This window comes from Citrobacter sp. LST-B2, from assembly GCF_057983045.1.
In genome coordinates, this window is record NZ_CP192598.1 from 4,681,702 (window position 1) to 4,705,219 (window position 23,518).

The following is a 23,518-nucleotide window of genomic DNA, read 5'->3' on the forward strand; positions in this document are numbered from 1 at the left end:
GTCATTGGCGCCGCCAGTCTGGATGCTGCAAACATTCAGAATGGCAAGTGAAATAGCCTGGAGCGGTATTAAGGAGTGAAGAAAAATTATGGCTATGGTCCAACCGAAATCTCAAAAGTTGCGCCTCTTTATCACGCACCTGCTGCTACTGATATTTATCGCGGCGATCATGTTCCCGCTGCTGATGGTTATCGCCATCTCGCTGCGTGAAGGTAACTTTGCGACCGGGAGCCTGATCCCGGAAAAAATCTCCTGGGAGCACTGGCGGCTGGCGCTGGGCTTTAGCGTTGAACACGCTGATGGCCGCGTCACGCCGCCCCCCTTCCCGGTACTGTTATGGCTGTGGAACTCGGTGAAAATCGCCGGGATCACTGCAATGGGTATCGTGGCGCTGTCCACTACCTGTGCCTACGCTTTTGCCCGTATGCGCTTCCCTGGCAAAGCCACGCTGCTCAAAGGAATGCTGATTTTCCAGATGTTCCCGGCGGTGCTGTCGCTGGTCGCGTTGTACGCGTTGTTCGATCGCCTCGGTCAGTACATTCCGTTTATCGGTCTGAACACCCACGGCGGGGTGATCTTCGCCTATCTCGGCGGTATCGCACTGCATGTGTGGACCATCAAAGGCTATTTCGAAACCATCGACGGCTCGCTGGAAGAAGCGGCCGCACTGGATGGAGCAACCCCGTGGCAGGCGTTCCGTCTGGTGTTGCTGCCGCTGTCGGTGCCCATTCTGGCGGTGGTCTTTATTCTGTCGTTCATTGCCGCCATCACCGAAGTACCGGTTGCCTCACTGTTGCTACGTGATGTGAACAGCTACACCCTGGCGGTCGGGATGCAGCAGTACCTCAACCCACAAAACTATCTGTGGGGCGATTTTGCCGCTGCCGCCGTGCTGTCCGCGATTCCAATCACTCTGGTCTTCCTGCTGGCGCAGCGCTGGCTGGTCAACGGCCTGACGGCGGGCGGAGTCAAAGGTTAAGTTTCATCGAAGTACCTGTAATGCCACTGCACCCTCAACTTGTTTTATCCAACTTGTGACTGTAATTCGGCGCTCCACGGAGCGCCCTTTTTTTACTCGCGCTTCAGGCGTTTCGAATTACACATCCAGAGGGTGATTACCAGCAGCAGGATCGCCGCCGAATAGATCAACACGTCCATTGGTGATTTGTGATCGACGATGATCAGCCGGACAATCGCGGTGATCCCGATATAGATGAAATAGCGCAGCGGAAAGTGAAAACCTGACTGAAAGTACTTCACAATCAGCGCGATAAATTCGAAATAGAGAAAGTAGACAACCAGCCCTTCCACCAGCTCATACTTGCTGGCTTGCTCAGGCGCGAAAAGCACATCAGCCAGATGCAGTGTCTCTTTGCCGAGGAATACGACCAGGATCAGGCCCAGACTCAACAGCCCAAGGTTCAACACGGTCTGTAGGATCGTAGAGATAAACTCCACGCGCGGACGAGATAGTGACGTCATAACAGCACCTCTTTCTCAGTGGTGAGGTTCCTGTATAACGCAAAAATGTGACGGAGATCTATATTTTTTGTTTATGTTTTGTGCAACCAGAAAAGGGTGTGACAATCCTTTCAACCCTAACATTCTGAAAGGAAGGCGAAATGCTTCGGTTTCAAATGGCAATACAAGACGATGCCAGCCTGTTGAGCACAATGGGATATACCAGCTATCGTCATCATTTTGCCCATCTGTGGAAAAATGATGACGAACTGGCGGCGTATCTTGAGCAGGAATATTCTCTGCCCGCCATCGCCAGAAGTCTCGCAGAAGCGGGCATCTTCTGGTTGATCGCTTTTACTGACGTCCCGATTGGTTTTGCGAAGTATTCGTTACATCAGGCCCTTGAGCCACAAGACCCGCCGGGGACATTGCTGCATAAGATCTACCTTCTGCCGGGCGAAACTGGCAAACAGTACGGTGAACAGCTTTTTGCCGAAGTGGTCCGTCAGGCCAAAGCGCAAGGGGAAACACGGATCTGGCTGGAGGTACTGGCGAATAACCCCCGGGCACGTCAGTTCTATGAACAGCAGGGAATGACCTTTGTGAAAGACACTTTTTTTTCCACCACGTCGCAGACCACTACGCTTCACGTTATGGAAAAACCGCTCTGAGAGACCCAAAATGGCAACGACTCATCAGTCCACCCTCCGCAATGTCACCTGTGGTGAAAATGTAGTGATTTATGAACCCGCCAATCTGTACGACTGCCGGCTTGGTGACAACGTTTTTGTCGGCCCCTTTGTCGAAATTCAGGGAAATACGCAGATTGGCGCAGAGACAAAAATCCAGTCGCATACCTTCATTTGCGAATATGTCACCATCGGTTCCCGCTGCTTTATCGGCCACGGCGTCATGTTCGCTAACGATATGTTTCGGGAAGGAAAACCCAATGCCGACCGCAGCAGTTGGGGACGAATTACTCTTGGTGACGATGTCTCCATTGGTAGCGGCGCGACAATACTGGCGGTCAGTATCTGCGATGGCGTAGTTATCGGTGCGGGTAGCGTGGTGACCAAATCAATCACCGAAAAAGGCGTATATGCGGGTAATCCAGCCAGATTATTACGCCGTCTTCCGGCTGGATAAAACCACGTTAACTCAGCGGAAATTCACACTTTTATCGCTGGTCATGTCATAGAGCTGGAATTTACGTCCGAGCTGCTGACCCCCATCACGCGTCAGCGGCGTCCAGCCGATGGCCGCACGACTGCGGGTCGGGCCGGAAGAGAAGAGATCCAGCGGAATCGACACGTAGACGCCTTTGGTGAAATCCCCTTCGCCATACTCATCCGGCGAGACGTTGGTAAGCGTGGCGTAACCACCCACCACCACGCCGCTGTCAAAGCGTTTAGAGATATCCAGCGTGCCGCCTTTATCCCCCGCCAGATACTGACCGACGCTTGCTTTCACCAGCACGTCCTGGGCGAATGACGGCGTCCAGTAGGCCGTCAAGTGTCCGGTCTTCACGCTGTAGTCGGTGAATTTCATCATGTCCTGCGCGCTGCGCCAGTCACGCTGTTTCACGTAGTTTGCATCCAGACCAAACGCCCAGTTGCTGTCGACCGGACGGTACAGCACTTCTGCCCCCGCCCCGCCATACATGGTTTCAAGATAACCCCCGTAGACCTGACCATAGAAACCGTTACCCAAGTACTGGAAATAGTTAGCTTGCAGGTTGTTCACATAAACGTCGTTCTGCACATATTCACGCACGCGGGTACGCACACGCGGCAGCTTCGAATCGTTCGGTGGATTGGTGTAGTTGAATTTATCGTAGTTATTGGCGAGATTGCCAAACAAGCTTCCGGTAGTCAGCAGGTGATCGGTCATCCACAGATCCGCCGTCGCCATCACACCCAACTGGTACATGTAGAAGTTTTCCGGTCCGCCCACGGACTGGTTCAGCACCGGATCGAGGTGGAAGTCGAAGCGCGACTTGTCGATATACCAGCCCTGCTCAGTGCGTTCCGGTACTATCGGCTCAAGGCGCTGTTGCGCCAGCGGCGTTTCCTGTCCCAGCGGTTCGCCTTCCAGATGGCGTTTCAGGCTGCTGACGTCCGTTTCGGTGGTGACCTGCGGCAGGTTGAGACGGTTTTCCGTCACGCGGATCGTGCGGATCCCCTCTGGCAAATCGTTCATCACGATCCGATTCGCCCGTTCAATACCTTCACGCGAGTCGCGGTATTTCACCTGCTCGCCGGTCACGTACAGCGTGTCGCCTTTCACCTGAATCTGCGGATCTGCCAGTCCGGCGTTGTATTTCAGCAGCGTCAACTGATTCGCCACCACTGAGTGTTGCAGGATCGCGTCCTGCGGTTGCGGCTGGTATTTCGGCCGCGCGTTATCGTTATACGATGGGCGTAAGTCGTTGAAATTAGTCCGCAGCGTTACCCCAAACATAAAGGTGTTACCACGTTCATAGCTGAGGTTAACGTCGGCCCAATCGGTGACGCGGTAAATGGCGCCGACGTTAAACTTGCTTTTCTGTTCCAGCTTGCCCGCAAAATCCTGCTGGTAGTTATTGCCCTCATATTCCAGCTTCAGCCGCAGGGGCTGCCACGGCGTCTGGTACTCAACGCCGCCAAACAACGATGCCGGGCCGTGGAACATCTGGCTGCCATCAATGGAGCCAGCTTGTTTATAGCGGTTATCGCGGTAGCAATATTTATCGCTGTACGAACAGAGCGGGTTACTGACGTTGCCGCTGGTTCCCAGATATCCCCAGCCGAGGCCGAGTGAGAAATCAAACGGTCCCCAGGCTTTGTTCGCCACGAGGTATTCCGCATCAAACAGGCCAGTCCCGCCGATATCTCGCGCACCGACCGACACCTGCGGCATCCAGTAGCTCTCTTCCCACAGGCGTAACTTCAGATCGAACGCTTTATCTTTGTAGGTTTGATCGCCGGAAAACGATTCGACGCTGCTGTACTTTTTGGTCCGCACATCGGTGTAGCGCAGCGTGGTTTCCAGCCAGGGGAAAAGCTGTACGGAGGCGGAGTAGTAACGGTACTGATCGTTATCACGATAGTTGAGGCTCAACTCCCCTTCACGCGCCATGCGCGCGGTTGGGGTCTGTAATAATCCCACGCCGCCAAAATCCGACTGAGAGGGTCCAATCGGCGCCGGATACGTTTCGGCATGGCAGGCTGCGCTGATGCCCAGCGCCAGTAAGCTGAGCAGATATGTTTTTTTCATTATTCAGGTATCCGCTGCGTCAGGGTATGAAGAATGTCAGCGTTCAGCGCTTCCGGTTCGCTGCTCCAGAGAGAATCATCCAGCCCGACAACAATGATGCTGCCAGGCATCGGTTCAACGTGACGCTTATTCCAGTACGCCACCGGCACCTTCTGCGTTCGGCCATCGGGATAAACAAGCCACGCATAGCTGCGATCCGCGCCGCTGAGCCGGTCTTGTCCATCGAGATAGCTGACGACGTCGCGTCCGGGCATAAACGGCTGCTTACCGGGACGGCTTATCAGGCCAAAGAGCGTGACGTCCGTCGGCTGCCCGCCGACCCACAGCGTGTAGTTGCCCTGCAACGGCGGATTGCCGCGTTCGCTGACCCGCACGATGTCCGGATCGAGATTCACCAGCTGTCGACCCGTCACCTTCAGCGCCTGAACTTGCTGGCGCAACGCGTTAATGGCGGCGGCATCGTCCCCGCTTGCGTTGGCGCTTAACGCCGCCAGGCGCGCCAGCAGCGCCTGCTGTTGGCCCTGCGCTTTCACGGTCGCTTTCTCTTCAGCGATCACCGCGCCAGGCCACCAGCTGTTCGCCAGTCTGGGCTGTCCCACCAGATCGATAAGATGATCAGCGCCGGTAAGCGTTTTCGGCTCTGTGCTACCGGCGCTAAAGACCTTAACGGTCCCCGCAGCAAAAACAGATGACGCGCTCAGACTGAAGATCAGCGCTGCAAGAGTCCGTTTCATCATGATTTTGCCGCCTTAATCAGCGTGGTTTTCACCGGGAAGAAGTTCGCGCCCAGATACTGCTCCGACTGGCGAATTTGCCCTTCGTTATCGATCCAGTAACGGTTATGCCAGCGCGCTTGATCGGTCGTGACAGTTTCGTCCAGCACGCGAACCGGCGTCTCTTCGCTACCGACTTTTACCGTGTCGTTGCCATCCCATGTAAAGACGGAGCGCGCGGTGGCATAGCGCACCTGCTTGTATTCCGTCCAGCCCATCGTGCGGGTCCAGGTGGCACCGTCGACGATCTGATTCGGTTTACTCAGCGGGTCATCTGCGAGGTTATTCACATCGATAAGGTTGTCGCCGCCAAGCAACGTTTTCACCAGACGACCATGCTGGGTCACGAGAGTGGCCTGATCCTGCGTCACCCATTTCTGCTGCCCGTTCTCTGCGAAAGCGAGCACCACAAACAGCTGCGGCCCGCCGTTGAGCTGCATGTACTGGCTGGCGTAGGGCATGTTTTGGATATCATCGTCCGTTAGCTGGACGCCGGGCGTGCCAAACAGACTGTCCCACAGTGAGTTGCCCAGCTGCTTTGTGGTGGCTGAGCAGGCCTGTAACAGCAGGCAAAGTAATATGAGCGCAGGTCGCTTCACGACTCTTCTCCAGAGGGGCAAAATAACCACACCGAAGTGTGGTTAGAGTTAAACGTACCGGTGTTACTGGGTACTGGTGGTGGTTGTGGTGGTGGTCCCGGTATTGGAACCGTCACCGCCGCCGGTTGCCGCCAGAGCGACACCCACCGCCGAACTTACGGTGCTCACGCTGGATGCCGAGGAGCTACCCGCCGACACCGACGTTGCTGCCGAGCCTGCTGCTTCACCCACCTGAACGGGGGCTGCATAGACAGAACTCGCCGCAAGCGCAGATATGGCAAAAATGCCATACAGAACTTTTTTCATAACAATTTCCCTTCATTGAATGAATGGAGATTTGCCCAAAAGCGTTTCGGGCGGGATCGAGTATACACAACTAAAGCATGCGAATTACGGCAGGGGGAATAGCGGAATGGTTTTAGGATAATTGGACTTTTGTTGAATTATTTACTTTAATTAAAATAACAATAAACATTAAAAACAATTAGTTATCATTAAAACCTGACATCTGAACGATCCGTATTATCCTAAAATAACACGGCGTTATTTTCCGGTTATTTATTATTTTAGGATTATGCTCAATATAGAACGGTGGAGAACAACACGGACAACCGGAATTATCTTATAAAAAAAGCCGATAATAATATCGGCTGATTTCATTATTAATTTGCCGGATAAGGCATTCGCCGCCATCCGGCACGCTGGCAGATTAACGCCAGGCTTTATAACGGTTAATCAATCCGTTAGTCGAGCTGTCGTGGCTTTCGATCGCCTTATCATCTTTCAGCTCCGGCAGAATACGGTTTGCCAGCTGTTTACCCAGCTCAACGCCCCACTGGTCGAAGGTAAAGATGTTCAGGATGATGCCCTGTGTAAAGATTTTGTGCTCATACAGGGCGATCAGCGCCCCCAGGCTGAACGGGGTGATTTCACGCAGCAGGATGGAGTTAGTCGGGCGGTTGCCCTCAAACACTTTGAACGGTACCACGTGTTCCAGCGTGGCCGGATCTTTACCCTGGTCACGGTATTCCTGCTCCACCACTTCGCGGGATTTCCCGAACGCCAGCGCTTCAGTCTGGGCGAAGAAGTTAGACAGCAGCTTCGGATGGTGATCGGACAGCGGGTTATGGGTAATCGCCGGGGCGATAAAGTCACAAGGCACCATTTTGGTTCCCTGATGAATCAACTGGTAGAACGCGTGCTGACCGTTGGTTCCCGGCTCACCCCAGATGATCGGACCCGTCTGGTAATCCACCGGGTTGCCGTTACGGTCAACATATTTCCCGTTGGACTCCATATTGCCCTGCTGGAAGTAGGCCGCGAAACGGTGCATATACTGGTCGTACGGCAGGATGGCTTCGGTTTCAGCACCGAAGAAATTGTTGTACCAGATGCCGATCAGCGCCAGCAGCACCGGCAGGTTGCTCTCCAGAGGCGTGGTCGAGAAGTGCTTATCCATCGCATGCGCGCCGGACAGCAGTTGCACAAAGTTGTCGTAGCCGACAGACAGGATGATCGACAGACCAATCGCTGACCACAGAGAATAACGACCGCCCACCCAGTCCCAGAACTCGAACATGTTGGCGGTATCAATACCGAACTCACCAACCGCTTTCGCATTGGTAGACAGTGCAGCGAAGTGTTTCGCAACGTGTTTTTCATCACCGGCGGTTTTCAGGAACCAGTCACGCGCGCTGTGGGCGTTGGTCATGGTTTCCTGCGTGGTGAAGGTCTTGGACGCCACGAGGAACAGGGTAGTTTCCGGATTCACTTTCTTCAGCACTTCGGCGATATGGGTACCGTCGACGTTAGAAACAAAGTGCATATTCAGGTGATTTTTGTATGGGCGCAGCGCTTCGGTCACCATGAACGGGCCGAGGTCGGAGCCGCCAATACCGATGTTGACCACGTCGGTGATCGCTTTACCGGTATAACCTTTCCACTGACCCGAAATAATGGCTTCGGAGAAAGATTTCATCTTCTCCAGCACCGCGTTGACTTCCGGCATCACATCTTTGCCGTCAACCATAATCGGGGTATTGCTACGGTTACGCAACGCCACATGCAACACGGCACGATCTTCCGTACGGTTGATTTTCTCGCCGGAGAACATGGACTTGATGGCGCCCGCCAGATCGGTCTCTTTCGCCAGATCCTGCAGTTTCGCCAGCGTCTCTTCGGTGATGCGGTTTTTGGAGTAATCCACCAGCATCAGATCGTCAAACGTTGCGGAGAATTTGCTGAAGCGATCGTTATCCTTCGCGAACAAATCCGCGAGGGTAACGTCCTTCATCTCGTCAAAGTGTTTTTGTAGTGCCTGCCAGGCAGAGGTCTGCGTTGGATTGATGTTTTTCATTAGCAATACTCTTCTGATTTGAGAATTGTGACTGAGATCGATTGTAACGCCAGTCACAGAAAAGTGTGATTGTTTTAGTGCCGTTGCCCTAGCTTCGGTCAAATACAGTGAAAAAACAGCGTTGTTATAAGTACGGTTACTCAGCCACTTGCCAGCATGAAAAATCCGCATAATCCCGGCGTTGACAGTGTCGTCTGCACATTTTATTTATAAATACGGTATTTGCGCCTGCACCGGTTTCTGTTCTGCCTTTGTGCCCAGGTCGCTTTCTCACTCCCTGACACGAGGTTGTTATGACAGAAATCGTTGTTTCCAAATTTGGCGGTACCAGCGTCGCTGATTTTGATGCCATGAACCGCAGCGCCGACGTGGTGCTTTCCGATGCAAACGTGCGCGTAGTGGTGCTCTCAGCTTCTGCTGGCATCACCAATCTGCTGGTGGCGCTGGCAGAAGGACTGGAACCACAGGCTCGCTTTGAGAAGCTCGACGCCATCCGTAAAATTCAGTTCGATATCCTGGAGCGTCTGCGTTATCCCAACGTCATTCGTGAAGAGATTGAACGCCTGCTGGAAAATATCACCACGCTGGCGGAAGCGGCCTCATTAGCCACCTCCCCGGCACTGACGGATGAACTGGTCAGCCACGGCGAACTGATGTCCACCCTGCTGTTTGTTGAGATCCTGCGTGAGCGTAACGTTCAGGCGCAGTGGTTTGATGTGCGTAAAGTGATGCGAACCAACGATCGCTTTGGCCGTGCCGAACCTGACGTAGCGGCGCTGGCGGAGCTGGCGACATTGCAACTGACCCCGCGTCTGAGCGAAGGGCTGGTGATCACGCAAGGGTTCATCGGCAGCGAAGGCAAAGGGCGTACCACCACACTCGGACGCGGCGGCAGCGACTACACGGCCGCCCTGTTGGCCGAAGCGCTGCATGCGGCGCGTGTCGATATCTGGACGGATGTTCCGGGCATCTATACCACCGATCCTCGCGTGGTGCCTGCCGCCCAGCGTATCGATGAAATCGCCTTTGAAGAGGCGGCGGAAATGGCCACCTTCGGCGCGAAAGTGCTGCATCCGGCCACCCTGCTGCCGGCGGTGCGCAGCGATATCCCGGTCTTCGTTGGATCCAGTAAAGATCCGAAAGCAGGCGGCACGCTGGTTTGTAACAAAACGCAGAATCCACCGCTGTTCCGCGCGCTGGCGCTGCGTCGTAAGCAGACGCTGCTGACCCTGCACAGCCTGAATATGCTGCACTCGCGCGGTTTCCTGGCTGAAGTGTTCGGCATTCTGGCGCGCCATAATATCTCCGTAGATTTGATCACCACCTCTGAAGTGAGCGTGGCGCTGACGCTGGACACCACCGGTTCCACCTCCACCGGCGATACGCTGCTGACGCAGTCGCTGCTAATGGAACTGTCGGCCTTGTGTCGGGTGGAAGTGGAAGAAGGTCTCGCGCTGGTCGCGTTGATTGGTAACGATCTGTCGAAAGCCTGCGGTGTCGGCAAAGAGGTGTTCGGCGTACTGGAACCGTTCAATATCCGCATGATTTGCTATGGCGCTTCCAGCCATAACCTCTGTTTCCTGGTGCCTGGCACCGAAGCAGAACAGGTGGTACAGAAACTGCACCATAATTTGTTTGAGTGAGACAGGCCTGAATGCCGGATGGCGATGAAACGCCTTATCCGGCCTGGAGGCCAGCCGGTGTCGGCTCGATAAGCGTGAGCATCATCGGGCAACACAGTCATGACATCACCGTCTCGTAAAGCAGTCGATCCAGTGCCTTCACGTCGCCTTCGCGGCTATCCGGTAACGTTGGCGGGATTTCGCCTCGCGCCAGTTCGGCGTGGATAAACGTATGTAGCAGCGGACGACGCGGACCATACTCCGCCTCCCCAGCCCGCTGTTTGCGCACCAGCAGTTCATCTATTTCCTGACGTAACGGCGCATCCAGATCGCTTCCCGCCAGCAGTTCGGCAAACCGCATGGGCGGAACGCCTTTTCCTGCTTCAACCCAACGCACCGCCAACAGCGGACGCAGGACGTAGAAGTACTTTTTCAGACGCACCGTTTCCCCCTGCAAGTAGCCGCGAAAGTTTTTTCGCGCCATCGAGTAGTAGTGCCAGCGCGCACGAAGCGGAGAAAACCACTGCGGTATCATCGCTTTAAGCGCACTGACCGTAGCATCATCCTGCTGATAAACCACCGGGGAATCCAGCCACTCGATCAGCGTTGGGTTAGCGCCCTTCAGCAGACCCAGCGCTTTACGCCACTCCCAGCCGCACACATCCAGCTCATCGTCGATTGGCAGCTCGATCACGTCACGCGGCGCATCAACCCGCAGATACCACTCCGGCGGATGAACATACAAAAACCGCACATCGTAATCACTATCCGGCGAGGCAAATCCCCAGCCACGACTCCCCGATTCGCAGGCATACAGCACCCTGACGCCGTAGCGGGTTTCTATCTCTTTGAGCTGCCGCATGACCCGTTCGCACATTGCGGCACTCACTGCATTTTTGGTCATCTTCTTTTATCCTTTTACACATACCACCTGCCGCAACGTATGCACGATCTCCACCAGCGAAGACTGCGCCGCCATCACGGCATCAATGTCTTTGTAGGCCAGCGGAATTTCATCAATCACCTCGCTGTCTTTACGGCATTCAACGTGGGCCGTCGCGCGGATCTGATCCGCTACGGTAAAGCGTTTTTTAGCCGCCGTTCGGCTCATGGTTCTTCCCGCACCATGACTGCATGAACAAAAGCTCTCTTCATTTCCCAACCCGCGCACAATGAAACTTTTCGCCCCCATCGATCCGGGGATGATCCCCATCTGGCCTTTTTGTGCGGAAACGGCACCTTTACGCGTTACCAGCACCTCTTCACCAAAATGACGCTCTTTTTGCACGTAGTTATGGTGGCAATTCACTGCTTCTTGTTGCGTGATAAACGGTTTACTCACGCTACGCGACAGCGCGGCCAGCACGCGGGACATCATGACCTCCCGGTTTTGTCGGGCAAAATCCTGCGCCCATTCCACCGCTTCAATGTAGTCGTGGTAGTGCCGACTCCCTTCCTGGAAATACGCCAGGTTTCGGTCAGGCAAATTCGCGATATGTTGTTGCATATCCTGCTGCGCCAGCGTGATAAAGACGTTGCCGATGGCATTCCCCACACCACGCGAACCACTGTGCAACATCACCCAGACGCGCTGCTGCTCATCCAGACACACTTCAATGAAGTGATTACCGGTTCCCAACGTTCCGAGATGCTTATAGTTATTGGTTTTCAGCAGCGAGGGATACTTGTCAGTCAGGCGCGTAAAGCGCGGTGCCAGTGTCCCCCAGTGAGTACTCACCTCCTCTGGCGGCGTGTCCCACGCGCCTTTATCGCGACGGGAACGTGTATTGGTCCGCCCATGTGGAACGGCCTGCTCAATCGCACTCCGCAACCCGCTGAGGTTATCCGGCAGATCGTCAGCCAGCAGCGAGGTACGTACCGCAATCATCCCACAGCCGATGTCCACCCCCACTGCTGCCGGAATAATCGCTCCTTTGGTCGGGATCACGCTGCCAATCGTTGACCCTTTCCCCAGATGCACATCCGGCATGACCGCCAGGTGTTTAAAAATAAATGGCATCTTCGCCGTGTTCAGCAGTTGCTGGCGTGCCTCGGGTTCCACCGGGACGCCGTGCGTCCACATTTTCACCGGCGCCGCGTTCTGCGACGTCAACAGCGCATAGTCGTGATGTGCCATGTTTCTTATCCTTTAATATTCACTAAGCCGTGCAGAACCTGGTCCAGGCCACCGAATACCGAGATTTTATCGATACGCTCTGCCACTCTTTCGAGGGTTTCCAGCTCTTTTAAACGCAAAGCCACCGGGTTGTTTTCCATCACTTTCGCCGTATTCAACAACGAACGCGTCGCTGCCGTTTCTTCACGACGGCGGATCACGTTGGCCTGCGCCGATTTTTCCGCTTCAACCAGACGGGACAGAATCGTTTTCATATCCCCCGGCAACACAATGTCCTTCACACCCAGCGACGCCACGTCGATACCATATGGCGCCATCCGGTCTTTCACCTGTGCGCTGACCACCTCATCAATTACCTGTTTATCTTCCAGCAGCTCATCAAGCGTGCGCGTCCCGACGGCCTCCCGCAGCGCAAACTGCAGTTCGCGGTACAGATGATCGAGCGGTTTAGTGAGCTGTGCAAACGCCAGCAACACATCGCGGTAACGCCAGTTCGCTGCCAGATTCAAGCGCAGGTTGACCTTATCTTTGGTCAAAATTTCCTGACCGCCCACTTCCAGCACCTGCAAACGGGTATCCACCACTTCAGCGTCAACCAGATGATTCACTTTCCAGTACGCCGTCAGACCCGGCGGCAGCAGTGCCTGCGTCTCGCCATCAATTTTCAACACTCCGGCGTGCCAGGCAGGCACCTGTACGGTAAGCATCGCTTCACGACCTTTTACCGCGCCGCTACGTCGCGGTTGCAGAACCGCATTCATGACCTCAGCAGGCACCTGAACCTGACGCGTATCCATCCGTACCAGTTTCAACGCCTCGTCGGCCCGCCAGTACAAACGGCGCGTTGACGGAGGCAGGATCTCCTGCAACACCTCATTCATGTATAACGCGCCCGCTTCACTGTCGTTAAGATCAACGGCCAGGGCATAACGTGATACCCAGTCTGGTTGAAAGCGGCGTAAATAATTCGCCAGCGCTTCCGGCACTTCGCTGCCGTCCAGATTAACCACCAGCACCTCTGGCGTGTTGAACCACGGCAGACGGTGTTCACCCGCCTCCAGAACCTGATAGTAGTCGCCGTTTTTGGCTAACAGACCTAATTGTCCTTTACGAATAGTGATTTTCTTCGTCATTTTTCTCTTTTCCTTATCAAGTCAGGTGCGGGTGCGGAGGCGAGGCCACAGGGGAATTCCCTTTTGCCTGCGGCGCGGCATCGTGACCGGCGACCTGTTTTGGGGCCTGTTAACTGCGCAGTGCCCGTTTTTATTTCTATGATTAACAACCAGTTTCATTGGGAGAATGAATCGGGAATCGAACCCATTGTTCAGGTGTCATCGGTTGACGGAACACTTCCGGAATACAGCCTCAGCCGTTCCTGACGTGCCGGCGGGGTTTAACCCCCTGCGCTTTCAACGTGTTGACGAGAGAGTTATTGCCAGAAGCGTGCCAGAACGAAAAAAAGACGAAATTATTTTTTACTTTATTGATTAATAAGTAATTAATTTTCATCACCAAAAATGATGATTGCAGACGTCTCGCCTGTTTTTTATCCTTACCTATCGAACTTTATCTTTTTGGATAAACATGAAAAAGCGACGGGTGGTGATTGGTGTACTGGGCACGGTGCTGGATAAACGCGGCAAACGGGCAAACCGGTTAAAGAAATGGCGGCCCACGGTCGGACTGTGCCAACAGCCGGATTTCCCGGTCGATCGGCTGGAGCTTATCCACCAGCCACGCGATGCCGGGATGTGTCAGCAGTTAGCGGAAGATATTAGCCTGCTCTCTCCACATACTGAGGTTCGTCCACATGCCATCCCCATTACCGATCCCTGGGATTTCGAAGAGGTCTACGCCGCGTTCCTCGACTTTGCTACTCATTACACTTTCGATACCGAGAATGAAGAGTATCTGGTGCACATCACTACCGGCACTCATGTGGCGCAAATTTGCTGGTTCCTGCTGACGGAAGCCCGCTATCTGCCCGCCAGCCTTCTGCAAACCGGACCCGCACCGAAGGGCGCTCCGCAGGAGGATGTTGCCGCTGGCACCTGCTCGGTGATCGATCTTGATTTAAGCCGCTATGCCACACTCACCAGTCGCTTTCAGCGTGAGCAGCAGCAATCAATCTCCTTCCTCAAAGGCGGTATCGAGACGCGCAATGCCACGTTCAATAAACTGATTGACCGTATTGAGCGCGTCGCCTTGCGCTCTGGCGATCCTATCCTGCTCACCGGCCCCACCGGTGCGGGGAAATCCTTCCTCGCAAAACGGATTTTTCAGCTTCGTCAGTCACGGCATCTGGTGGGTGGAAAACTGGTGGCAGTGAACTGCGCGACGTTGCGCGGCGATAACGCCATGTCGACACTGTTCGGTCATGTGAAAGGCGCGTTTACGGGCGCACTGTCGTCACGAACGGGACTGTTACGTGAAGCCGACGGCGGGGTGTTGTTTCTGGATGAGATCGCGGAACTGGGGTTGGATGAACAGGCCATGCTACTGAAAGCGATCGAGGAGAAAACCTTCTTCCCGTTTGGCTCAGATAAAGAGGTGTACAGCGATTTCCAGTTGATAGCCGGAACCCATCGCGATATGCCGCAGTGGGTCGCCGAAGGGCGTTTTCGCGAAGATCTCTACGCACGGATAAACATGTGGCGCTTTGCCCTGCCCGGCCTTGCACAGCGGCGTGAAGACATCGCCCCTAACGTGGAGTATGAGCTGCAACGCTTCTCCCGCAGCCGACAGAATCAGATTCGTTTTGATAAGGAGGCACGTGAACGCTATCTGGCGTTTGCCTGTTCACCTCAGGCGCAGTGGCGTGGCAATTTCCGCGAACTGAGTTCCTCCGTCGCGCGAATGGCGACGCTGGCCGAGCAAGGACGTATCACGCAGGCCCTTGTCGACGAAGAGATTGCGCTTTTGCAGGAGAGCTGGGGAGAGGCGCCGTCGCAACCGGAACTGGAGATGGAACTCGACCTCTTTGACCGCCGCCAACTGGAAACCGTGCTTGAGGTCTGTCGCCGCAGCGCATCGTTGTCCGAAGCCGGACGTGAACTCTTCGCCGTCTCACGACAAAAGAAAGCCAATCCCAACGATGCCGACCGTCTGCGTAAGTACCTGGCTCGGTTTGGTCTGAGCTGGGAAAATCTCAAAGTCAGAACATAAGCATAATTTGTTTGAATAATACCTCTTCACACGATACACAATAATGATGGTTGGGCTCGATCCCAACCCGTGAATAACAAGCAAACACAACATACGTGCAAGGAAAACAACATGCTCGCCACTCTCACCAGGCTGTTCCCGTTATGGGCGCTGCTGCTCTCTGCTATTGCGTATTACACGCCATCCACTTTTACGCCTGTCGGTCCGTGGGTGGCCACATTGTTGATGCTGATTATGTTCGGCATGGGCGTCCACCTGAAAGTGGATGATTTTAAACGTGTGCTCTCACGCCCGGCACCGGTTGCGGCGGGAATTTTCCTGCACTATCTGGTGATGCCGCTGGCGGCCTGGGTACTGGCGATGGCATTTAACATGCCGCCGGAACTCTCCGCCGGGATGGTGCTGGTCGGAAGCGTCGCCAGCGGCACGGCATCTAACGTCATGATCTATCTGGCGAAAGGCGATGTCGCACTCTCGGTAACGATCTCTTCCGTCTCCACTCTGGTGGGCGTGGTCGCCACACCACTGCTGACGCGTCTGTATGTCGATGCGCACATTCAGGTGGATGTGATGGGGATGCTGCTCAGCATCCTGCAAATTGTGGTGATCCCAATTGCGCTGGGCCTGGTGATCCATCATCTGTTCCCGCGCGTCGTGAAGGCAGTTGAACCTTACCTGCCCGCCTTTTCGATGGTCTGCATTCTGGCGATCATCAGCGCAGTGGTTGCCGGTTCCGCCGCGCATATCGCCTCCGTCGGCTTCGTGGTGATTATCGCGGTGATCCTACACAACACCATCGGCCTGCTCGGCGGTTACTGGGGCGGGCGCTTGTTTGGCTTTGACGAGTCAACTTGCCGCACGCTGGCGATCGAGGTGGGAATGCAAAACTCCGGTCTCGCCGCCGCGCTGGGTAAAATCTACTTCGGCCCGCTCGCGGCCCTCCCCGGCGCACTGTTCTCGGTCTGGCACAACCTTTCCGGCTCTCTGCTGGCGGGGTACTGGTCCGGTAAACCGATTGATGAACAGCAGAGTGCTGTCAAAGAAAATTGATCCCCTGCGAATGGGGGATTTCCCCCATTCCTTGCCTTCCTTGTTTGAACCTCATCACAAAACAACAAACATCAACACAAAACAAAAATATAATTAATACCTTTATTTTCAATTAATTATTATAAATTTATTATTTTATAGAGAGCTGGATTCGTTCTTTTAATGTTGCTTTATTTTGTTTTGCTTGGGAATATGATTCCACTACAACACAGATAACCCCCTACCCTATCTTTTCTTTGAGGCCGCTATGAAAAAAATTGCGATTATTGGAAGCAGTGGAGGCAACCTCTACAACCTGGGTGGCGCTGAGCCAGAGAAGTTACTCCAGGAGATTTATCAGCAGTGTGAAGCCGCGGGTGTCACCGTCGCTGCCGTGCAGTTCATTGGAGCAGAGGCGTCGATGGATGTCGCCAAACCTGACACCCCAGCAGCCGTCTATGCCTTAACCACAGAAAACAACACAAAACCACAACGTATCTTCCAGGGCAAACTCTCCGAGGTGAATGCCTCCGTCGTTGAGAGCGATCGCCAGATAGCCGGGATGATCCGCAGCGGTGAGATCGACGGTATCGTAGTGATGAGCGCCGATCCGGTAAAAGCTAACCAGGCCGTTTTTGATGCCGCCGTAGAAATGAAAACCCCGATTGTCGGCACCGGCGGCACCTCGATGGCGCTGGTCGCCGCAAAGGGCGCCAATGTGGTCGCCACCTCAGGCACCACGGGGACCACCAGCCGCACTCGCGCGGTCTCTTTCGTCGCCTCGCTGTGTAAATACTGGGGTATCAAATACAAACCCCAGTTGGGCAGCGCGTCGCCTGCACAAGGCGGTTCCGGAAAGAGTCTGCTTAAGCGCTTTAACATCCGCAGCATCATGATCCCGGCGCTGCCAGGCTTTATCGCGATGGCGATCGTACTCGCCCTGAGCCACATCCCCGGACTGGAAAAACTCAACGATATCTTTGAAATCCTGCTGAAGGGTCTGCCGGTGCTGGTTGCCGTGCTGGCGGCAAAACAGATCTCCGAACTCGATGAAGTCTCCATTGTGGCCGGGGTCGTCGCCGGGGTGCTTTCCGTTGAAGGCGGCCTGATCGGGGGGATTATCGGCGGTCTGATGGCCGGGATTTTTGTGCGCTGGTTGTTTGAGCTGTGCCTGAACTGGCGTTTCCCGATGACCACCGTCAACATCGTTGCCGGCGGGATTTCGGGTCTGGCTGCTGGCCTGATCATGCATTATCTGCTGAGTCCCCTGGCGCTCTCCGCCGGTAACTACATCAAGCTGGCTATCGAAAGCACGCTGGCATTCAGTCCGATTCTTGCCGGGCTGCTGGCCGGTCTGGTGATCTGGCCAGCCATTCTGGGTGGTGTCTATCACGCGGTCATTCTACCGCTGGTGCTGCTGGAGATGGAGAAATCCGGCGTCAGCTTCCTCGGCGCTGTGGATATGGTGGGTCTGGTGATGGTTGCTGCCGGCATCAACCTGGCTAACGTCATCGCACCACGCGAAAAAAGCGAAGCGGCCGTCGCCACACCGGGCCTGCTTATCAACCTGGGCTTCGGAACATTTGTGGAATCCGCCTACCCTTTCATGTTCGCTAACAAAATCGTCTTTGGTTCCGCCATCTTCTGGGCCGGAATGGGCGGCATGATGCTCGGCTTCTTTAACGTCAAAGGGGTGGCCTACGTCCCGGCGTTCGCCTCACCGTTCTTATCCAGCAACGCATTACAGATGGCGATTGTGATGTTCACTGTCATGGCAATGACCTGTATCACCACCATCATTGCGAACCGTTTTAAGGCTGTCGTACAGAGTGAATCTGTGGCGTCTGCCCGTTAATAAATGCACCAACACCAGAGGTACACCATGTTTAAAGGCGATATGAATAAAAAACGCGCCAAAGCGTTACAGAAAGTGAAAGATGCCATCGCGCTGCACGGCGGGCAAACCATCCTCAGCACGGGGATCACCGGCGACGATGCGCGCCTGGCAAAAGCGGTCTGTGAGGCAGGCGTGAAACTGCTCGAACCGAACCATCCTGCGCTGGCGCTGGCGCGCGGACACAAAGGGGTGAGTAACATGCACGCGGCGGAGCAAATCCGCCACGAAATCACCAACGGTCAGATGGCAGAAGCCGTGCACGGCGTGCGTAATGTGGTCCCGGACGACATCTTCATCACCGTGGGCATTGCGGGCGGGTTTACCGAAACGCTGCCCGTCCCGCTCAGCGAAACAGAGATTCTGGAGATTGCCCGCGCCGGAGCTGACGGTTTACATACCCATAAATCAGACTGGGACGACCTGCAGGACATCGTCAACCTCGCCCATCAGTATGGCCTGACCGTGGATGCCTACATTGGTCATCCGGATGATTTGCATACCTTCGGTATTCCGGCACGCACCCCGGAAGAGGTCGCCAGCGTAGCGAAACGTATGCAGGAGATTGGCGTCGATATGATCGGCCTGATGACCGGCATGAGCTATGAAGGCGTGGCGGCAGGCGATATCCCGCAGATGATTAAAGACCGTCTTCGGGCGCTGGTTGGCGCGGTGGACGTCCCGACGCTGGCGGAAGGAGGCATTAACCTCGCCAATGCCAAAGCATTTAAGGACACCGGGGTTAATATCCTGGTCGTCGGTACGGCAATCGACAATATGGTCTGCAATGCCGCCAAAGAGGCCGTGACCCCGTTTATCGCTCATGCCTAACGACAGAGAACAATAATGCTACTGGTTACCGATCTGGATGGAACATTGCTGACGTCGCAGAAGACTATCACGCCACGCACACTTCAGGCGCTGGTTGACTTTCGTCAGCGCGGCGGTCTGCTGGCCGCCTGTTCCGCCAGACCGGTCTCCTCAATGGCGCGCCTGTTACAACAGCAGCAGGTTGAGACACTGTTTGACTGGTGCGCAGGCTTCAACGGCGGACAGATCCTTGAGCTGGCGTCACAACGCATTCTGCATTCTGCGGCCCTTACCCGGATGGATCTCAGAGAGATTGACCGCCATATTTCGCTGTCCCGTTATCCTCACCATTTTTTTACTGCCCAGGCGATTTATCACCGCGACGATCGCCTTATCGCCCCGTGGACATCCTATGAGGCCAGTTTATTTGCGTTACCGCTTATTAGCGCCGCGCCAGGGAATATCTTTAATCGTCGCGATATATTTAAAATTACGCTGGTCGCAGAACACGCCAGGATCGACGATCTCTGTCGGGAAATAAGTCGTCAGTTACCCAATGACTATAAGGCGACAATCACCGGTGGGAATTATATTGATATTCAACGTAGCGAAATAAATAAAGGCTATGCGCTAAATGAAATCGCCCGACAATTAAACCTGTCACCCACCGGGATTGCCGCCATTGGCGATCAACAGAATGACATCAGCATGTTCGCCGTTGCCGGGTTCGGCATCGCAATGGGCAACGCGCCAGATAGCGTGAAACATCAGGCGCGGTATGTAACCACCACCAATGATGATGAGGGTATCGTCTGCGCGCTGGAGTGGTTGCGTTGCTCTGCGCATCCAGTTACCATGCGGCAAAGTTCGACCCTGGCGGAAAATAATGAACCCGATTAAAAGAAGAAAGCATATTCTTGATGAATTAAACAAGTTCGGTGAAGTGACCGTTATTAAATTATCAGAAACGCTGAACGTGACCTCGGAAACCATTCGCCGCGATCTCTCTTTGCTGGAGTCTGAAGGTCAAATCACCAAAATTCACGGTGGCGCGGTCAAAAAACAGGTTGTTCAGGAAGATGCATTTGGCGCGAGAATTGATGCCCATCGCGAAGAAAAAATGGCGATTGGCAAAGTGGCGGCGGGAATGGTCAGCGAGCGCGATACGCTATTTATTGATTCCTGTACCACGAATCTTATTCTTGCCGAACACTTACCCCCTCTCGCGTTTTCCGTTATTACCAATTCCGCCTTAATTGCCGATAAAATAAAAGAGCATAATCTCCAGGCGCGAGTCTATGTCTTAGGCGGTGAATACGATTACCATTTCCGCGCCAATCTGGGCGTCTCTGTGTGCCAGCAGATTAATGCGATTCACGCTGATATTTGCTTTATCGGTGCGGGTGGCATTTCGCCGCAGCATGGTGTACTCGTGAAGAGCTTTGACGAGGCATACGTTGCCAAAGCGATGATTGCGATGAGTAAAAAATCCGTGATTCTCGCTGACCATACTAAATTTGGTCAGGACGGCGTGATGTGTATCGCGACTCTCAAAGAGATCGATTACATCATTACGGATAAGGGATTTAAAACAACGGGTTATACACAACAGGATTTCGCAGGAAAACTGCGTATTGCTGACTGAGCGCTATCCGCCCGAGGCGTATTGCCGTACACTGAAATCACCAGGCAGACAGAGGGCACCCGTATGGCACTCCCCCGCATTACCCAAAAAGAGATGACCGAGCGCGAACAGCGCGAACTGAAAACGTTGCTGGATCGCGCCCGTATCGCGCATGGTCGTCAATTGACCAACGCAGAGACTAACAGCGTGAAGAAAGAGTACATTGATAAGCTGATGGTCTTGCGCGAAGCCGAGGCAAAAAAAGCCCGCCAGTTGAAGAAAAAGCAGGCTTATAAACCGGATGCTGAAGCCTCTTTTTCCTGGTCTGCGAATACGCCAACGCGCGGCAGACGTTAACGTCCTTTCTTCTTACGCCCCGGCGAGGTAAAGCGTTTGCCGTTTGCCGCCGGGCGCGCTTTCTCTTTGTTCGCCGTCTTTTCGATTTTCACCACCGGACGCTTGATTCCCGCGGTTTTCGGCTTCGCTTTCGCCTTCGGTTTCGCTTCTGAAGAAGAGTTTTCGATAAGCTTAAACAGCGTAATTAGCTCATCATCCGTCAGGTCACGCCATTCTCCCAGTGGCAGACCGGACAGGCCAACGTTCATGATGCGCGTGCGTTCAAGCTTCACCACTTCATAACCGAAATGTTCGCACATGCGGCGGATCTGACGGTTCAGCCCCTGAATCAGGGTAATCCGGAATACAAACGGCGCCTCTTTCTTCACCTTACATTTTTTTGTGACAGTACCCAGAATCGGCACGCCGGCACTCATCCCACGAATAAACTCATCCGTAACCGGTTTGTCGACCGTGACCAGATACTCTTTTTCATGATCGTTACCGGCACGCAGGATCTTATTCACCAGATCGCCGTGGTTGGTCAGGAAGATCAGTCCCTGGGAATCTTTATCCAGACGGCCAATCGGGAATACGCGCTTGCTGTGGTTAACGAAATCAACAATATTGTCGCGCTCGCTGTCTTCGGTGGTGCTCACGATCCCCACCGGCTTGTTCAGCGCGATAAAGACCAGATCTTCCGCTTCACGCGGCTCAATCAACCGACCATTCACCTTCACGACGTCGCCAGGCATCACCTGGTCGCCAATGGTGGCGCGTTTGCCATTAATGAAGACATTCCCTTGCTCAATGAAGCGATCCGCTTCGCGGCGCGAGCAGATTCCGCTTTCACTAATGTATTTGTTGAGTCGTGTTGATGAGTCGGGCAGCATAATTTCTCCGTTGTACACTTCATCCTTCAGGCTGTCTCTGCGTTGGCTGCCAGATTACTCGTCTCATCCATGAGACTCGCCCTGACGGGCCGTCGCTTCGCAACGTTCAAATCTGTTCCTGACAGATTTGTCACTCACCCCAGTCACATCGTTATCTATGCTCCTGAGGATTCGCTCCCTTGCCGCCTTGATACATCCTGAATGCTTTGCGTAATAAATGCGGAATATACCTTACCTTGCTGGCGATAAAAAATAATCGTGCAAAATGGCCTCAGCGCTATTTGTGATCCGCCACACCTTTCGACACAAAAGTGTCTCCGATCTTTACGTGCAATTTTGTTGAATGAAAATTAACAGAATCAAGACATTAGGATTATGTGCACATCTGTGCCAACAACGAGCGCTCCGCACATCATATGTGCAACATTAATCGCCAGCCCATGACGCACAAAGAAGAGAAAATCGCTTTGAACTCCCCCTTTTATGAGGTTATATCAGATCAAGAGGGCAGATTGGTGATTTGCACAAATGTGCAGGAGTCTACAAATGGCGATGGAAAACAGTGATGATATCCGCCTGATCGTAAAAATAGCGCAGCTCTATTACGAACAGGATATGACACAAGCGCAGATCGCCCGTGAACTGGGGATTTATCGCACCACCATTAGCCGCCTGCTGAAACGCGGTCGTGAACAAGGCATCGTCACTATCGCCATCAACTACGATTACAACGAAAACCTGTGGCTGGAACAGCAGCTTAAACAACGATTCGGCCTCAAAGAAGCGGTGGTGATCACCTGCGACAACGAGCAGGAAGAGGAACAACTTGCCATGATGGGCGTGCACGGCGCGCAGTTGCTGGAACGTTTACTGGAACCCGGCGACATCATTGGTTTTTCCTGGGGACGCGCAGTACGCGCACTGGTCGAAGGGTTGTCGCCAGCCAGCCAGTCACGCCAGCTGATCTGCGTGCCGATTATCGGCGGGCCATCCGGGAAGCTCGAGAGCCGCTATCACGTCAATACGCTGACCTACGGCGCGGCGGCAAAGCTGAAAGGCGAATCACATCTGGCTGATTTTCCGGCACTGCTGGAAAATCCATTGATTCGCAACGGTATTATGCAGTCCCAGCACTTTAATTCGATTTCTGCCTACTGGGACAATCTGGATGTTGCGCTGGTAGGGATCGGTTCTCCGGCAATTCGCGACGGTGCAAACTGGCATGCCTTTTACGGCAGCGAAGAGAGTGACGACCTGCATGCCCGGCAGGTTGCCGGAGACATTTGCTCGCGCTTTTACGATATTAACGGCGTGACGGTGGAGACCACGATGAGCGAAAAAACGCTCTCCATCGAAACCAACAAATTAAAGCAAGCGCGTTATTCCATCGGCATCGCAATGGGTGAAGAAAAGCTTAGCGGCATTCTCGGCGCATTACGTGGAAACTATATTAATGCGCTGGTCACTAATAGCCATACCGCTGAATTATTGTTGAAGTAAATATAAACATCTTGATCCTGACGTAATTTATTTTATGCAGGATCCCCTTCTCTGAATTTGGGAG

The 23,518-nt window shown here is 54.1% G+C and carries 22 protein-coding genes; 12 read left to right on the forward strand and 10 right to left on the reverse strand.

Going from position 1 to position 23,518, the window contains the following annotated elements:
* Positions 1-88: 88 nt before the first annotated feature.
* Positions 89-979, forward strand: coding sequence for a maltose ABC transporter permease MalG (malG, locus tag ACQ0PY_RS22590; RefSeq protein WP_044253369.1), 891 nt, complete (start codon positions 89-91; stop codon positions 977-979).
* Between the two features lie 92 nt (positions 980-1,071).
* On the opposite strand, the gene psiE is transcribed toward malG, so the two are convergent.
* A complete protein-coding gene (psiE, locus tag ACQ0PY_RS22595; protein WP_042999025.1) occupies positions 1,072-1,482 on the reverse strand; it encodes a phosphate-starvation-inducible protein PsiE in 411 nt (136 codons plus the stop codon).
* Between the two features lie 140 nt (positions 1,483-1,622).
* On the opposite strand from psiE, the gene ACQ0PY_RS22600 reads away from it, so the two are divergent.
* Entirely contained in the window at positions 1,623-2,132 is a 510-nt protein-coding gene (locus ACQ0PY_RS22600) for a GNAT family N-acetyltransferase (RefSeq protein ID WP_109739582.1), read from the forward strand.
* 10 nt (positions 2,133-2,142) lie between these two features.
* Positions 2,143-2,607: an acyltransferase gene (locus ACQ0PY_RS22605; RefSeq protein WP_044264141.1), complete on the forward strand. Its 465-nt coding sequence runs from the start codon at positions 2,143-2,145 to the stop codon at positions 2,605-2,607.
* Between the two features lie 12 nt (positions 2,608-2,619).
* On the opposite strand, the gene ACQ0PY_RS22610 is transcribed toward ACQ0PY_RS22605, so the two are convergent.
* The 5 genes from ACQ0PY_RS22610 to pgi all read right to left on the reverse strand — a co-directional run bounded on the left by ACQ0PY_RS22610 (position 2,620) and on the right by pgi (position 8,444).
* Positions 2,620-4,716 carry a YjbH domain-containing protein gene (locus ACQ0PY_RS22610; RefSeq protein ID WP_090050358.1) on the reverse strand — a complete coding sequence of 699 codons (2,097 nt, stop codon included), beginning with the start codon at positions 4,714-4,716 and terminating at the stop codon, positions 2,620-2,622.
* Positions 4,716-5,453: a capsule biosynthesis GfcC family protein gene (locus ACQ0PY_RS22615; protein ID WP_042999021.1), complete on the reverse strand. Its 738-nt coding sequence runs from the start codon at positions 5,451-5,453 to the stop codon at positions 4,716-4,718. The genes ACQ0PY_RS22610 and ACQ0PY_RS22615 overlap by 1 nt, the downstream gene beginning before the upstream one ends.
* Positions 5,450-6,088, reverse strand: coding sequence for a YjbF family lipoprotein (locus tag ACQ0PY_RS22620; protein ID WP_042999020.1), 639 nt, complete (start codon positions 6,086-6,088; stop codon positions 5,450-5,452). Before ACQ0PY_RS22620 ends, ACQ0PY_RS22615 begins: the two co-directional genes overlap by 4 nt.
* 63 nt (positions 6,089-6,151) lie before the next feature.
* Positions 6,152-6,394 (reverse strand): exopolysaccharide production protein YjbE, encoded by a 243-nt coding sequence (yjbE, locus tag ACQ0PY_RS22625; RefSeq protein WP_042321038.1) that lies wholly within the window; start codon positions 6,392-6,394, stop codon positions 6,152-6,154.
* Positions 6,395-6,797: 403 nt separating this feature from the next.
* Positions 6,798-8,444, reverse strand: coding sequence for a glucose-6-phosphate isomerase (pgi, locus tag ACQ0PY_RS22630; protein ID WP_044253378.1), 1,647 nt, complete (start codon positions 8,442-8,444; stop codon positions 6,798-6,800).
* Between the two features lie 293 nt (positions 8,445-8,737).
* Here pgi and lysC point away from each other — a divergent pair, with 293 nt between their 5' ends.
* Entirely contained in the window at positions 8,738-10,087 is a 1,350-nt protein-coding gene (gene lysC, locus ACQ0PY_RS22635; RefSeq protein ID WP_042999018.1) for a lysine-sensitive aspartokinase 3, read from the forward strand.
* Between the two features lie 97 nt (positions 10,088-10,184).
* Here lysC and ACQ0PY_RS22640 read toward each other — a convergent pair whose 3' ends face one another.
* The 3 genes from ACQ0PY_RS22640 to ACQ0PY_RS22650 are packed head-to-tail and all read right to left on the reverse strand — an operon-like array spanning position 10,185 to position 13,336.
* On the reverse strand, positions 10,185-10,970 hold the full coding sequence (locus ACQ0PY_RS22640) for a nucleotidyltransferase domain-containing protein (RefSeq protein ID WP_109739583.1): 786 nt from the start codon (positions 10,968-10,970) through the stop codon (positions 10,185-10,187).
* 6 nt (positions 10,971-10,976) lie between these two features.
* Positions 10,977-12,203, reverse strand: a complete 1,227-nt coding sequence (locus ACQ0PY_RS22645; RefSeq protein ID WP_109739584.1) for an RtcB family protein — start codon at positions 12,201-12,203, stop codon at positions 10,977-10,979.
* A 5-nt stretch (positions 12,204-12,208) separates the two neighbouring features.
* The gene (locus ACQ0PY_RS22650) at positions 12,209-13,336 is read right to left on the reverse strand and encodes a slipin family protein (RefSeq protein ID WP_044326844.1); all 1,128 of its coding nucleotides are present in this window, start codon (positions 13,334-13,336) and stop codon (positions 12,209-12,211) included.
* Positions 13,337-13,787: 451 nt separating this feature from the next.
* Between ACQ0PY_RS22650 and rtcR the strand changes: the two genes are divergently transcribed.
* From rtcR to ACQ0PY_RS22685, 7 genes are all read left to right on the forward strand, one after another.
* Complete coding sequence (gene rtcR / locus ACQ0PY_RS22655; protein ID WP_042999014.1) at positions 13,788-15,368, forward strand: RNA repair transcriptional activator RtcR; 1,581 nt, start codon at positions 13,788-13,790, stop codon at positions 15,366-15,368.
* A 111-nt stretch (positions 15,369-15,479) separates the two neighbouring features.
* On the forward strand, positions 15,480-16,418 hold the full coding sequence (gene panS / locus ACQ0PY_RS22660) for a ketopantoate/pantoate/pantothenate transporter PanS (RefSeq protein WP_042999013.1): 939 nt from the start codon (positions 15,480-15,482) through the stop codon (positions 16,416-16,418).
* A 247-nt stretch (positions 16,419-16,665) separates the two neighbouring features.
* Positions 16,666-18,252 carry a PTS sugar transporter gene (locus ACQ0PY_RS22665; protein ID WP_109739585.1) on the forward strand — a complete coding sequence of 529 codons (1,587 nt, stop codon included), beginning with the start codon at positions 16,666-16,668 and terminating at the stop codon, positions 18,250-18,252.
* A 27-nt stretch (positions 18,253-18,279) separates the two neighbouring features.
* Positions 18,280-19,122, forward strand: a complete 843-nt coding sequence (locus tag ACQ0PY_RS22670) for a beta/alpha barrel domain-containing protein (protein ID WP_044253395.1) — start codon at positions 18,280-18,282, stop codon at positions 19,120-19,122.
* A gap of 15 nt (positions 19,123-19,137) precedes the next feature.
* The gene (locus ACQ0PY_RS22675; RefSeq protein WP_109739586.1) at positions 19,138-20,001 is read left to right on the forward strand and encodes a Cof-type HAD-IIB family hydrolase; all 864 of its coding nucleotides are present in this window, start codon (positions 19,138-19,140) and stop codon (positions 19,999-20,001) included.
* Positions 19,988-20,746 (forward strand): DeoR/GlpR family DNA-binding transcription regulator, encoded by a 759-nt coding sequence (locus ACQ0PY_RS22680; RefSeq protein ID WP_044253400.1) that lies wholly within the window; start codon positions 19,988-19,990, stop codon positions 20,744-20,746. Before ACQ0PY_RS22675 ends, ACQ0PY_RS22680 begins: the two co-directional genes overlap by 14 nt.
* Positions 20,747-20,809: 63 nt before the next feature.
* Positions 20,810-21,082 carry a YjbD family protein gene (locus ACQ0PY_RS22685; RefSeq protein ID WP_042321003.1) on the forward strand — a complete coding sequence of 91 codons (273 nt, stop codon included), beginning with the start codon at positions 20,810-20,812 and terminating at the stop codon, positions 21,080-21,082.
* Here ACQ0PY_RS22685 and rluF read toward each other — a convergent pair.
* Complete coding sequence (gene rluF / locus ACQ0PY_RS22690; RefSeq protein ID WP_054176733.1) at positions 21,079-21,954, reverse strand: 23S rRNA pseudouridine(2604) synthase RluF; 876 nt, start codon at positions 21,952-21,954, stop codon at positions 21,079-21,081. The two genes, ACQ0PY_RS22685 and rluF, sit on opposite strands and share 4 nt — an antisense overlap.
* Before the next feature lie 552 nt (positions 21,955-22,506).
* Here rluF and ACQ0PY_RS22695 point away from each other — a divergent pair.
* Positions 22,507-23,454 (forward strand): sugar-binding transcriptional regulator, encoded by a 948-nt coding sequence (locus ACQ0PY_RS22695; protein ID WP_044268586.1) that lies wholly within the window; start codon positions 22,507-22,509, stop codon positions 23,452-23,454.
* Positions 23,455-23,518 lie beyond the last annotated feature (64 nt).